This window comes from Aquabacterium sp. (genome assembly GCF_036273115.1).
Lineage (GTDB): Bacteria > Pseudomonadota > Gammaproteobacteria > Burkholderiales > Burkholderiaceae_C > Aquabacterium.
In genome coordinates, this window is record NZ_DASUIN010000026.1 from 1 (window position 1) to 13,008 (window position 13,008).

The 13,008-nt window shown below is 62.7% G+C and carries 13 protein-coding genes; 8 read left to right on the forward strand and 5 right to left on the reverse strand.

All coding sequences use genetic code 11. The features are described 5' to 3' along the window. The 4 genes from VFW72_RS11155 to VFW72_RS11170 form a co-directional block, all read right to left on the reverse strand. Window positions 1-1,302: AMP-binding protein (locus tag VFW72_RS11155; RefSeq protein ID WP_329674373.1), on the reverse strand; the 1,302-nt coding region annotated here is incomplete at its 3' end. 145 nt (window positions 1,303-1,447) lie between these two features. Continuing rightward, on the reverse strand, window positions 1,448-1,633 hold the full coding sequence (locus tag VFW72_RS11160; protein ID WP_329674374.1) for a hypothetical protein: 186 nt from the start codon (window positions 1,631-1,633) through the stop codon (window positions 1,448-1,450). A 21-nt stretch (window positions 1,634-1,654) separates the two neighbouring features. After that, window positions 1,655-2,590: a UDP-3-O-acyl-N-acetylglucosamine deacetylase gene (gene lpxC, locus VFW72_RS11165; RefSeq protein WP_329674375.1), complete on the reverse strand. Its 936-nt coding sequence runs from the start codon at window positions 2,588-2,590 to the stop codon at window positions 1,655-1,657. Between the two features lie 127 nt (window positions 2,591-2,717). After that, a complete protein-coding gene (locus VFW72_RS11170; protein ID WP_414638794.1) occupies window positions 2,718-3,914 on the reverse strand; it encodes a class I SAM-dependent methyltransferase in 1,197 nt (398 codons plus the stop codon). A gap of 18 nt (window positions 3,915-3,932) precedes the next feature. On the opposite strand from VFW72_RS11170, the gene VFW72_RS11175 reads away from it, so the two are divergent. The 7 genes from VFW72_RS11175 (at window position 3,933) to VFW72_RS11205 (ending at window position 10,349) form a co-directional block, all read left to right on the forward strand. Beyond that, on the forward strand, window positions 3,933-4,739 hold the full coding sequence (locus VFW72_RS11175; RefSeq protein WP_329674376.1) for an SDR family oxidoreductase: 807 nt from the start codon (window positions 3,933-3,935) through the stop codon (window positions 4,737-4,739). A gap of 19 nt (window positions 4,740-4,758) precedes the next feature. Further along, a complete protein-coding gene (locus tag VFW72_RS11180; RefSeq protein ID WP_329674377.1) occupies window positions 4,759-5,130 on the forward strand; it encodes a dihydroneopterin aldolase in 372 nt (123 codons plus the stop codon). Window positions 5,131-5,171: 41 nt separating this feature from the next. Continuing rightward, window positions 5,172-6,341 (forward strand): DNA polymerase IV, encoded by a 1,170-nt coding sequence (locus tag VFW72_RS11185; protein ID WP_329674480.1) that lies wholly within the window; start codon window positions 5,172-5,174, stop codon window positions 6,339-6,341. Window positions 6,342-6,516: 175 nt separating this feature from the next. Beyond that, on the forward strand, window positions 6,517-7,485 hold the full coding sequence (gene ttcA / locus VFW72_RS11190; protein WP_329674481.1) for a tRNA 2-thiocytidine(32) synthetase TtcA: 969 nt from the start codon (window positions 6,517-6,519) through the stop codon (window positions 7,483-7,485). Between the two features lie 10 nt (window positions 7,486-7,495). Beyond that, on the forward strand, window positions 7,496-8,140 hold the full coding sequence (locus VFW72_RS11195) for a DUF4136 domain-containing protein (RefSeq protein ID WP_329674378.1): 645 nt from the start codon (window positions 7,496-7,498) through the stop codon (window positions 8,138-8,140). 29 nt (window positions 8,141-8,169) lie between these two features. Further along, a complete protein-coding gene (gene glmU / locus VFW72_RS11200; protein ID WP_329674379.1) occupies window positions 8,170-9,564 on the forward strand; it encodes a bifunctional UDP-N-acetylglucosamine diphosphorylase/glucosamine-1-phosphate N-acetyltransferase GlmU in 1,395 nt (464 codons plus the stop codon). Between the two features lie 2 nt (window positions 9,565-9,566). Beyond that, window positions 9,567-10,349, forward strand: coding sequence for a J domain-containing protein (locus VFW72_RS11205; RefSeq protein WP_329674380.1), 783 nt, complete (start codon window positions 9,567-9,569; stop codon window positions 10,347-10,349). Here VFW72_RS11205 and VFW72_RS11210 read toward each other — a convergent pair. Beyond that, window positions 10,338-10,856 carry an Lrp/AsnC family transcriptional regulator gene (locus VFW72_RS11210; protein ID WP_329674381.1) on the reverse strand — a complete coding sequence of 173 codons (519 nt, stop codon included), beginning with the start codon at window positions 10,854-10,856 and terminating at the stop codon, window positions 10,338-10,340. The genes VFW72_RS11205 and VFW72_RS11210 overlap by 12 nt on opposite strands. Before the next feature lie 171 nt (window positions 10,857-11,027). Here VFW72_RS11210 and glmS point away from each other — a divergent pair, with 171 nt between their 5' ends. Continuing rightward, the gene (gene glmS / locus VFW72_RS11215; RefSeq protein WP_329674382.1) at window positions 11,028-12,911 is read left to right on the forward strand and encodes a glutamine--fructose-6-phosphate transaminase (isomerizing); all 1,884 of its coding nucleotides are present in this window, start codon (window positions 11,028-11,030) and stop codon (window positions 12,909-12,911) included. Window positions 12,912-13,008: the final 97 nt, after the last annotated feature.

The following is a 13,008-nucleotide window of genomic DNA, read 5'->3' on the forward strand; positions in this document are numbered from 1 at the left end:
GGTCAACTCTTCGCCTGTTTGCTCGCTGAGCAACTTCACGTCGTAACCCCGCATCGGGATGCCGGGTGAGCCGAGCTTGGTTTGCTGGCTGGCGTCGATGCCTCGTGCCAAGCTGAGGATGGGCCAGCCGGTTTCTGTTTGCCAGTAGTTGTCGATGATGGGTTTGCCGATGGCATCGCCAATCCATTTGGCAGTGGGCTCGTCCAACGGTTCGCCAGCCAAAAACAGGTGCCGCAGGCTGGACAGGTCATGCCGTTTGAGGCAATCGGGGTCTTGCTTTTTGAGCACGCGGATGGCTGTGGGCGCCGAAAACATCACGCTGACTTTGTACTTTTCAACCAAAGACCACCAAATGGCAGCGTCTGGCCGAATGGGCAGGCCTTCGTAAATGATGGTGCTCATGCCCGCCAGCAAGGGGCCGTAGACGATGTAGCTGTGGCCCACCACCCAACCAATGTCACTGGCTGAGAAAAAGGTCTCGCCTGATTTGCCTTGGTAGATGTGTTCCATCGATGCCGCCAGGGCGACGGCATAACCCCCCGTATCCCGCTGCACCCCTTTCGGTTTACCCGTGGTGCCGCTGGTGTACAGGATGTAGCTGGGGTGTGTGGACTCCACCCATTCGCAAGGCACCATGGCGTCCATATGTAGCTTGCGGGCCAGGGCGTAGTCCACATCTCGGGGGGTGATCATGTCGGCGGACGCGAGCCCGCGGTTGACCAGCACCACATGCGCTACCTTGTGCTTGGACAGGCGCAGGGCTTCGTCCAGCAAAGGCTTGTAGGGAATGACCTTGCCCCCGCGTGAGCCCGCGTCGGTGGTCACGATCACGGTGGGGGCTGCATCGTCAATGCGGCTGGCCAGAGCGTGGCTGGCGAAGCCGCCGAACACCACGCAATGAATGGCCCCGATGCGCACCGTGGCCAACATGGCGATCACGGCCTCGGGGATCATGGGCATGTAGATCAGGACGCGGTCGCCCTTGCTTACGCCCAAGGATTGCAGCACCGCGGCCATGCGTTGCACTTCCACGTGCAGCTGCCCGTAGCTGAGGATGCGTTCCTCACCTGTTTCGGTCGACACGTGGATCAGCGCAGGCTGGTCGGGGCGCGTGGCCACATGGCGGTCGACGGCGTTGTGGCACAGATTGGTTTGCCCGCCGACGAACCAGCGCGCCATGGGCGGATGGCTGAAATCGCACACATGGTCGAAAGGACGATGCCACTCGATGCGGCTGGCTTGCTCTTGCCAGAAGGCATCGCGGTCAGCGATAGAGCGCCGATACAACGTGGCGTAATCCATGCGGGTCTCCTCTCGCGCCAGGTCTGTTGCCCGGCGTCAGATGCGTGTTGTGAGGTGCCATCGTAGGCACGTCAAACACCCCGCATACAGGGGGGTAACCCCATGTTTGTGTGTCAGTGTTCCCTGACGTTTTGGGATTCTTGATCTAGATGAAGACGGCGGCCCTGCGCAGGATGATCAAGCCGAAGAAACACAAGGCCACCACCACGCCCCACTTCAGAATTTGCATGGCACGTTGGCGCCAGACGGCCTGGCCGGTCAGCACATGCAAGCCCATGCTCAGGCCAAAGCCCGCGGCCAGAATCAGGAAAGCCAGGCGAAACAAAGCCATGCGTGGATGCCTCGTGCGTGTTTACCAAGCAGGGGCCAGTTCGCTCAGGCCTTTGGGGGCCTTCGACTCATCGGCAAAGCTCACGATTTCGTAGGCGTCGGGCTGGTCCATCAGCACGCGCAGCAGCTTGTTGTTCAGGGCGTGGCCCGACTTGTAGGCGCTGTAAGCGGCCAGCAGCGGGTAGCCTGCCACGTACAAGTCACCAATGGCGTCAAGGATCTTGTGCTTCACGAACTCATCGTCGTAGCGCAGGCCATCGCTGTTGAGCACACGGTAGTCGTCGACCACGATGGCGTTTTCCATGCTGGCACCCAGGCCCAGGCCGCGCGAACGCATCATTTCCACGTCTTTGGTGAAGCCGAAGGTGCGGGCGCGGGCAATGTCGCGCTTGTACTGGCCACTGCTGAAATCGAACTCCACGCGCTGGCCGGTCTGGTCCACCGCGGGGTGGTCAAAATCGATTTCAAACGCCAGTTTGTAGCCGTGATAGGGCTCCAGGCGGGCCCACTTCAGGGTGCGGCCTTCGCCTTCGCGAATTTCCACCGGCTTGATCACGCGAATGAAACGCTTGGGGGCCTTTTGCAACTCGATGCCGGCGCTTTGCAGCAGGTACACGAACGCTGCTGACGAGCCATCCAGAATGGGCACTTCTTCGGCCGTGATGTCGATGTAGAGGTTGTCCAGGCCCAAGCCGGCGCAGGCTGACATCAGGTGCTCAATCGTGTTGACCTTGGGCGCGCCCGGGTCACCTGCGGGAGAAATGGTGGTGGCCATGCGGCAATCGCACACGGCTTGCGGGTTCACGGGAATGTCAACCGGCTCGGCCAAGTCCACCCGGCGGAACACGATCCCCGTGTTGGCCGGTGCAGGGCGCAGCGTCAGTTCCACGCGCTGGCCGCTGTGCAGGCCCACGCCCACGGCGCGGGTCAAGGATTTGAGGGTGCGTTGTTGCAGCATGGTTCGCATTATCGCGGCAGTGCAGCAAAACCGCTGTCAGATCTCGCAATGACCTTGATTGTCTGCATCTAATGGCGGACCAGAAACGCGCAAGTAAGTATGTACTTACTCTCTTGTTTTGACCCGCTCACAGGGTGTGCGTGCGGTCACCGTGGACAAACCCGATGGCGTCAAACCAGGGGCCTTTGACAAAGCCAATCACCTTGAACAGTTCGCCCATTTCATGCTCGGTGATGAGCATTTGTACGGCCGCGCGGGTTTTGAAATCGGCGGCATTGGGGCTGTCGGAGGGCTGCTGCAGCGATTCCAGCAGACCACAGTTGGTCAGGAAGCGGCCTTGGCTGGTGTAGCCCAGCACCTGCCAGCCAGCCTCCTGCCCGGCCAGGGCAATGCCGGTGAAGTTGACGTGCGCGGTGATGTCTTTCTCGCCCACCGCGCTCAGCGGGTCGGGGTCGCTCTGGTGGCCTTGGTGGCACATCAGGGTGCCGCCTCGGCGCTGGGGCAGGTAGAACTCGGACTCTGGAAAGCCGTAGTCAAGGAAGAAGGCGGCGCCAGTGCCCATGCGTTGGGCCAGCGTGGCGACAAAGGCTTCCGCAGGCGCGTGGGTCTCGACCACGGTGTCGGGAACGAAATCGCTGTCCTGGTATTCGCTGGGCGGGCGGCTGCCGGGCGCTGCGGCCCTGTCCAACCAGATGAAGCGGGGGTCTTCAACCGAACTGGCGGGGTCCAGGCCCACGCCTCGTTCCAGCCATTCGTGCCCGGTCCAGAACAAGAGCTTCACCGGCATGGCATCAAGCACTTCGTTGCCCACCACCACGCCATCGAACTGCTCGGGCAGGCTGTCAGCCCACACCACCTTGTGCGCCAGTTCGGGCAGGTGCTTGATCATGCGCTGGTGCTGGCGGTCGCGCAGGCTACCCGACAGGTCCACGATGGTGTAGCGTTTGATGCGATCACCCAGTGCGCTGACCAGTTGCTCGGCCAGGGCGCCGGTGCCCGCGCCAAACTCCCAGATCTCGTCGGTGCCGGTGGCGTCCAGTGCCTGGGCCACTTGCTTGGCCAGGGTCTCGCCAAACAGCGGTGTCAGCTCGGGTGCGGTCACAAAGTCGCTGCCATCTTGCGGCACGTGGCCCAGCACGCGCTTGCCGCCGCTGTAGTAGCCCAAACCGGGGCTGTACAGGGCCAGCTCCATGTAGCGATCAAACGGAATCCAGCCTTCGTGGTGCCGAATTTCATCGGCAATCATGCGGGCCAACGGGTGGCCGGGCAGCGGGGCGGCCACTACACTGTGGTCCGCGTGATCAGGCGTACGAGGGGCGTTCATGCCCCGATTGTAGGAACCATGTCAGAAAACTCCACACAAGCAACACCAGCCAGTGCGCGCGGGGCGGTTCTGGTCACCGGGGCCGCACGCCGTCTGGGGCGAGCCATTGCGCTTGAATTGGCTCGACAAGGCTGGGACGTGGCCATTCATTGCCGCCATTCGCTGGATGAAGCCCAGGCCACCCAGCAAGACATCGAACGCTTGGGGCGCCGTGCCGTCGTGCTGCAGGCAGACCTGTCAGACGAAGCCGCAGTGCGCACCTTGGTGCCCAGCACGGTGGCCGCTTTCGGGGGGCTGCAGGCGGTGGTCAACAGTGCGTCCACCTTCGAATACGACACCGCCGCCACCTTCAGCTACGCCATGCTCGAGCGCCACATGCGCGCCAATGCTGCCCCCGCGGTGGTGCTGGGCCAATGCCTGGCCGAGCATGTGCAGGCCCGGGCACAAGGCGGTGAGCCCGATGCGGCGGGGGCCGTGGTCAATTTGCTTGACCAGAAGCTGTGGAACCCGAACCCGGATTTTTTCAGCTACACCCTGTCGAAAGCGGCGCTCGAAGCGGCCAACACCTTGCTGGCATTGAGCTTGGCGCCGCACGTGCGCGTGGTGGGCGTGGCCCCTGGGCTGACCTTGACCAGCGACTGGCTGCAGGGCGAGAAGTTCGAACAACTGCATCGGCAATCGCCACTGGGGCGCTCTTCCACCCCGGAAGACGTGGCCGCCACCGTGGCCTTTGCCCTGCAAAACCGCTCCATCACGGGGACCACCTTGTTGGTCGATGGTGGACAGCACCTCCAGCGGTTCGACCGCGATTTTTCAATGATGTGAGCGCAACGGAGCCCGTTCCATGTCCCTGACCAAAGGCAACCAAACCCTGAACCTGACCGGCTTGCGCTTCGATGCCAACCTCGGTGTGCTGGACCACGAAAAAGTGGCGCCCCAGCCCATCATGGTCGATGCCGAAATGAACATGGGCAGCCAACCCTTGCTGCCCTGCGATGACGACTTGATGCACGTGCTCGACTACCGCCGTGTCCGCACCATCATCATCGAAGAGTGCACGGCCGAGCACGTGAACTTGCTCGAAACCTTGATCGGCAAGCTCTGCAAGCGCTTGATGGATCTGCCCGGCGTGCTGGGTGTGCGGGTGAAGATTGCCAAGTTGGAAATCTTCGATGACTGCGAAGTGGCCATCCGCATGGAAACGGGCCAGTGGTGAGGTGACCTGAGGTGAAGCGGCGCCTGATCGCTCACCTCGACATGGACGCCTTCTATGCGTCCGTGGAGTTGCTGCGCTACCCACAGTTGCGTGGGCAGCCGGTGGTCATTGGCGGGCGACGCGACCAGCGCCCCCAGCAGTTGTCCGATGGCAGCTGGCACTACGCCCGCCTGCGCGACTATGTGGGCCGCGGCGTCATCACCACCTCCACCTACGAGGCGCGGGCCTTGGGTGTGCACTCGGCCATGGGCATGATGAAAGCCGCCGCCCTGGCACCCGACGCCATCTTGCTGCCGGTCGACTTCGATGCCTACCGGCACTATTCGCGCCTGTTCAAACAGGCCGTCACCCAAATCGCCCCCGTCATGGAAGACCGGGGCATTGATGAAATCTACCTCGACCTGAGCGACGTGCCTGGCGCGCAAGACGGCACCCCAGACGACCCCTTGGCCGGCATTCGTGATCTGGCGCAGCGCATCAAGCAAGCCGTGTTCGACGCCACAGGGCTGACCTGTTCGATCGGCATCACCCCCAACAAGCTGTTGTCCAAGATCTGCTCCGAGCTCGACAAGCCCAACGGCCTGACTTTGCTGACCCTCGACGAGGTGCCCACACGCATCTGGCCTCTGCCGGTCAAGCGCATCAATGGCATCGGCCCCAAGGCCACACAGAAGCTCCAAACCCTGGGGGTAGAGACCATTGGTCAGTTGGCTCAGTGCGAACTCGACTGGCTGATTGACCACTTCGGTGGCAACTACGGTCAGTGGCTATATCGAGCCGCTCGGGGAGATGACAACCGCCCGGTGGTGACCTACAGCGAGCCCAAGTCGCTCAGCCGTGAAACCACCTTCGAGCGCGACTTGCACCCCAGGCAAGACCGAGAGCAACTGGGCGAAGTCTTCACCCGTTTGTGCCAGCAAGTCGCGGCCGATTTGCTGCGCAAAGGCTATGCAGGCCGCACCGTGGGCATCAAGCTGCGCGACGATGCCTTCAAAACCGTGACCCGCAGCATCACTTTGCCGCACCCCACGCGCGACGCGGCCACCATTCGCCACTGGGCCGGGCAATGCCTGAAAACCGTGCCGCTGGAGCGCCGCTTGCGCCTGTTGGGGGTGAAGGTAGAAAACCTGCAAAAAGGCGACGGCACCGAGCCCGCGCCTTCGGATCGTGAGAAAGGTCCGCAAACCTTACCCTTGTTTGATGGGGTTTGAGCCCCCAATCGACCACTTTTGAGCCGAATCCTCTGGCTTTTCCGCCCTTTTTTGCCTGGATCGGCGAAAATCGCGGCCCATGAAAGACGCCGCCCGTAACACCCCACCCGTTTCCGCTTCCGACCTCGCCGAGGCCCATCACATGGACGACGCTCTGGCTGTGGCCGCTGCCGCCATGTACGCCGAAGCCGTGCACCACGGCGACGCCGCCAACGATGACGAAGCTGAAAAGAAGGCCGCCCGCCATGCCTTCGAAATGAACAAGCTCAGCAAGAAGTTGCACCGCTTGGTGGGTGAAGCCATCACCGACTACAACATGATCGAAGACGGCGACAAGGTCATGGTGTGCATGTCGGGCGGCAAAGACAGCTACGGCATGCTCGACATCCTGATGAACCTGCAAAAGCGGGCGCCCATCAAATTCGAGATCGTGGCCGTGAACCTGGACCAGAAGCAGCCCGGTTTCCCCGAGCACGTGCTGCCCGAGTACCTGACCAAGGTCGGCGTGCCCTTCCGCATTGAAGAGCAAGACACCTACAGTGTGGTGAAGAAGGTCGTGCCCGAGGGCAAGACCACTTGCTCGCTGTGCTCGCGTCTGCGCCGCGGCATCTTGTACCGCGTGGCCACCGAACTCGGCTGCACCAAGATCGCCCTGGGCCACCACCGCGACGACATCCTGCAGACCATGTTCATGAACATGTTCTTCGGCTCCACCCTCAAGGGCATGCCACCCAAGCTGGTCACCGACAACGGTGAGCACGTGGTCATTCGCCCCATGGCCTACTGCCGTGAGCAGGACCTGGCCAAATACGCCGAGCATCGAGAGTTCCCCATCATTCCTTGCAACCTGTGCGGTAGCCAGGAAGGCCTGCAGCGCCAGCAAATGCGCGAAATGATCAACGAGTGGGACCGCAAGTTCCCTGGTCGTGTCGACAACATGTTCACCGCCTTGTCGAACATCATTCCTTCGCACATGATGGACCGCAAGCTCTACCCCTTCGAAACCATCAAGGCCACCGGCGCCCCCATGAAGGGCGGCGACATTGCCTTTGACGAAGACGAAGGTTGTGGCGACCCGTCGGATGGCCTGCCCGCCGAGACCAAGATCTCGCTGAGCGCCATTCCCATCCGCAAAGCCGACTGAGGTTCACTGCATGCACACCCAGACCGCCGCTCCGTCCGCCGCCCCGATCGTGCCCCGGGTTGCCGCTGCGTTGGCTCTGGGCGTGCTGCTGCTGGGTGGGTGCGCCACTCAGAATGCCGTCACCAGCCAGGTGTCGAGCTACGGTAGCTGGCCCGATGGACGCAAGCCGGGGCGCTACGTGTTCGAGCGTCTGCCCTCCCAGCAGGCCCGTGTGGAGCAGCAAGACCGCCTTGAAGCGGCGGCTGAGCCCGTGCTGGCCACCGCTGGTTTCGAGCGCGTGCCCGACGCCAATCAGGCCGATGTGACCGTGCAAGTGGGCGCCCAGGTTGTGGTCGAACAACGCCGCCCGACTTACGACCCGTTCTGGGGTCCGTGGGGCCCGGGCTTTGGCGGCTGGTGGGGCAGCGGTGGCCGCAGCGGCATTTCCCTGTCCATGCAGTTCGAGCCACCTTACACGCAGATGCAGGTCGATGTGCTGATCCGTGATCGGCGCACCAGCCAGGTTCTGTACGAAACCCATGCACGGCATGACCGCGTTGGTGCGGCCGATGACCGCTTGTTCACCTATCTGTTCGAGGCCGCCATGAAGGACTTTCCTTTGCCGGCCATCAGCCCCCGTACCGTGACTGTCACGATCCCTTCTGACAATCGCTGAACCCCTATTCAACCAGGTTGTTTCCTCACATGTCGCTTTCCATTGTCATCATGGCTGCGGGCAAAGGCACCCGCATGAAATCGTCTCGCCCCAAGGTGCTGCACAAGCTCGCCGGGCGGCCCATGCTTGCGCATGTGATTGGCACCACCTCCACCTTGTCTGCGCAGCAGCAAGTGGTCATCACCGGCCATGGGGCCGACATGGTCGAAGCGGAAATGCGTTCGGCTTTTGCTCAGGCCCCTTTGCAGTTTGTGCGCCAGGAGCCTCAGTTGGGTACCGGCCACGCCGTGCAGCAGGCCGTGCCCGTGTTGCCTGACGACGGGGTCACCCTCATCCTCAACGGCGATACCCCCTTGATCGAAGCCAGCACCGCGCAGGCCCTGATCGACGCCTGCCGTGGCGACCACCTGGCGCTGCTCACCATTCATCTGGACGATCCCACCGGCTATGGCCGCATCGTGCGTGATGCCAGTGGTGTGAAGGTGCTCGGCATCGTTGAGCACAAAGACGCCAGCGCTGAACAGCGCGCGATTCGCGAGGTGTACACCGGCATGATGGCCGCGCCCACCGCCAAGCTCAAGCAATGGCTGAGCCGCCTGAACAACAACAATGCCCAAGGCGAGTACTACCTGACCGACGTGGTGGCCATGGCTCAGGCCGATGGCGTGCCCGTGGTGGCTGCCCAGCCTCGTGACGAAGTCGAAGTGCTGGGTGTGAACAGCCCCGCGCAACTGGCTGACCTGGAGCGCCGGCACCAGCAGGCTCAGGCCAACAAGCTGATGGAGCAGGGCGTTCGCCTGGCTGATCCAGCGCGTTTCGATCTGCGTGGTCAGCTCACCTGTGGGCAAGACGTTGACATCGATGTCAACTGCATCTTCGAAGGCCAGGTCAAGCTGGGCAACAACGTGCAAGTCGGCGCCAACTGTGTCATTCGCAACGCCGTCATTGGCGACGGGGCCGTCATTCACCCCTTCACCCACATCGATGGCGACACCCTGGGTGCCACGGTGGGGGCCGGTTCGCTCATCGGGCCTTTTGCTCGTCTGCGTCCGGGCGCCGAGTTGGGTGAAGAGGTGCACATCGGCAACTTCGTTGAGGTCAAGAACAGCACCATGGCCAAGGGTGCCAAGGCCAACCACCTGGCCTACCTGGGCGATGCGACCGTGGGCGAGCGCGTCAACTATGGCGCCGGTGCCATCACCGCCAATTACGACGGGGCCAACAAGCACCGCACCGTCATTGGCAACGACGTGCATGTGGGCTCCAACTGCGTCTTGATCGCGCCCGTCACCCTGGGTGAAGGCGCCACCATTGGCGGCGGCAGCACCATCAGCAAAGATGCGCCGGCAGGGCAGCTCACCGTGGCCCGTGCCAAGCAGGTGTCGTTGGCGGGCTGGCAGCGCCCACAGAAAACCAAGCGCTGAGCATGAGTCACTACGCCCGCCTGAAGGTCACCCAGGATGCCCCGGTGGAGGTCATCCGCGCAGCCTATCGTGTCCTGGCTGCGAAGTATCACCCCGACCGTCAGGCCGCGGCGTCAGACGACCACGCCACAGAAGCAGCCAATGCCGAAATGGCGGCGCTGAACACGGCATACCAGGTTCTCATTCACCCCGATCGTCGTCGTGAATACGATGCCCTGCTGGCCAAGAAGACGGCCTTGCGCAAGTCGCGGGTGGGGGGCAAGGTGCCCGCCCAGCCGGTCGCAGAGGCCGAGCCGGTGCAGGCGCGGGTTGACATGGAATGGCTGCCACCCAAAGCACCTGAGCAAGAGCAACTCTGGTTTCATTCACGCCGCGCGATCTTGTTAGGCGGCTCGTTTGGTGCGGTGCTTTTGATTGGGGGCGCCTTCTGGATCTCGAACATGGTGGTTCAGCACCAGATGGAAAAGGCCCTGTCTGAGCAGTACGCGGCCAGCCCGGTTCAAGGTCATCCCATCGAGGTGCCCGTAGTGGGGCGTGAGCGATCGGTGGCTGGTGTGGGTGCCGCCCGAGCCGCCGCGTCTGGTGCGGCACCGGGGCAGCGGGCGCCGTCGGTGACGGAGTTGTCCAAGCTGTCGAATGAAGAACTCATTCAGCTGTCAGAGCTGGATGGGGCGCCTGGGCCGGGCAAGCGCCGCAGCATTCCTTCCCACCCGCTGGACGGCCAGCCCTTGAACCTGCGCCAGGATGGTCAGGCCATGGAATCGGAGCCGAGCTCAGCTCGATGAGACGGGGGCTTGGCTGCCGGCGCCCGGAAGCGGCCACTGCGGGTGAAACTTCGCCCGCTTGATGGAGAAGAAGGCCCGCACATTGCGCACGCGGGTGTCTTCCGTGAACAGGCGTTTGGCCAGGTCCTGGTAGGCCGGCATGTCGGCCACCTGCATCACCAGCACAAAGTCAGGGCCGGGTGACACGCGCCATACCTGCTGCACCTGCGCGTCTTGCGTCACCTTCGCTTCAAACGCGTCCAGCGCCTCCTGGGTTTGCACATCCAGGCTGATTTCCACCAGCGCTGACAAACCCCAGCCCAAGGCATCGGCCAGCCGTTCGGGCGACAAGATGGCCACCTGCCGTTCAATGAAGCCCTCGTCCCACAGGCGCTTCACCCGGCGGTGGCAGGTGGCCGCTGACAGGTGTGCGGCATCAGCCAAAGCCTGGTTCGACAGGCTGGCGTCGTGTTGCAGCAGGTTCAGCAGCCGCAGATCAATGGCATCCAGATGCGGGGGGGAACTCATGTTGGTGGAAGAATATTTCAATAAATGTTTATTCGTGAATCATTTATTTGTTCAAATTTCACGAATGGTTGATTGTTTCGTAAGTGTGCAAAAAAAGGAAGAACATTTCTTGTTGGGGTGGATACGATCGCGAACCACTTGATTTATTTCATTGCTCGGGAGTCCTGACCCATGTGTGGCATCGTCGGCGCCGTTGGTTCGCGCAACATCGTTCCAGTTCTGGTTGAAGGCCTCAAGCGCCTCGAATACCGCGGGTATGACTCCTGCGGCGTCGCGGTCTTGCAAGACAACCAGTTGCGCCGCACCCGCAGCACCCAGCGCGTGGCCGAACTGGCTTCGCAAGCCGAGCAAGACGGTGTGAACAGCACCCTGGGCATTGCCCACACCCGCTGGGCCACCCACGGCGCGCCTGCGGTGCACAACGCCCACCCGCACTTCTCGCACGGCCCTGGTGCCGATGCTGCCACCTCCAAGCCTGGCCGCATCGCCCTGGTTCACAACGGCATCATTGAGAACCACGAGGAACTGCGTCGCGAACTCCAGGCCAAGGGCTACGTGTTCCTGAGCCAGACCGACACCGAAGTCATTGCCCACCTGGTGGACCACCTGTACGACGGCGATCTGTACGCCGCCGTGAAGGCCGCCACGCTGCGCCTGACGGGGGCCTACGCCATTGCCGTGTTCTGCCGCGATGAACCCCAGCGTGTGGTGGGCGCCCGCCAAGGCTCGCCTTTGATCATGGGCGTGGGTGGGGTGGACGCCTCCGAGCGCTTCCTCGCGTCTGATGCCATGGCCCTGGCTGGCGTGACCGACCAGATCGTGTACCTGGAAGAGGGCGATGTGGTGGACCTGCAGCCCGGCCGCCACTGGATCGAACACATCGCGCCCGGTGCCACCGCGCACACCCGTGTGGACCTGGCCGAGCGCCCCGTGCGCACCGTCACCGCGCACAGCGGTGCGGTCGAACTGGGCCCTTACCGCCACTACATGCAAAAGGAAATTTTCGAGCAGCCTCGCGCCATTGCCGACACGCTCGAAGGTGTGCACGCCATCACCCCCAGCCTGTTTGGTGACAACGCTGCCGAGGTGTTTGGCAAGATCGACCGTGTGCTGATTCTGGCTTGCGGCACCAGCTACTACTCGGGCTCGACCGCCAAGTACTGGCTCGAATCCATCGCCAAGATTCCCACCCAGATCGAAGTGGCCAGCGAATACCGCTACCGCGACAGCGTGCCCGAACCCAGCACCCTGGTGGTCACCATCAGCCAGTCGGGCGAAACGGCTGACACCATTGCGGCGCTCAAGCATGCACGCAGCCTGGGCATGGAGCACACGCTCACCATCTGCAACGTGTCGACCAGCGCCATGGTGCGCGAATGCAAACTGGCTTACGTGACCCGTGCCGGTGTGGAAATTGGTGTGGCGTCTACCAAGGCCTTCACCACCCAGCTGGCTGGCCTGTTCCTGCTGACCCTGACGCTGGCCAAGCTGCGTGGCCACCTCAGCCCCGAGCAGGAAACCGAGCATCTCAACGCCATGCGCCACCTGCCTGCCGCCCTGCAGTCGGTGCTGGCCTTGGAGCCCCAAGTCATGGCCTGGGCCGATTCATTCGCCCGCAAAGACAACGCCTTGTTCCTGGGTCGCGGCATGCACTACCCCATCGCCCTGGAGGGCGCGCTCAAGCTCAAGGAAATCAGCTACATCCACGCCGAAGCCTACCCTGCCGGTGAGCTGAAGCACGGCCCCCTGGCCCTGGTGACCGCTGAGATGCCCGTGGTGGTGGTGGCCCCCAACGATGCCCTGCTGGAAAAGCTCAAGAGCAACATGCAGGAAGTGAAGGCCCGCGGCGGCGAGCTGTATGTGTGCGCCGATGGCGACACCCACATCCAGGCCGAGCCTGGCATTCATGTCATTCGCTTGCCAGAGCACTACGGTGCCTTGTCCCCCATCTTGCACGTGGTGCCGCTGCAGCTGCTGGCGTATCACACCGCATGTGCCAAGGGCACCGACGTGGACAAGCCTCGGAACCTTGCCAAGAGTGTGACGGTGGAATGAGAAAGGCCCTTCGGGGCCTTTTTTCTTGGGGGCGATTGAATTTGGATCCTCGCCTGCAGTCATGAGCATGAGGGGGCACGCCAGACGGTCTTCGCAT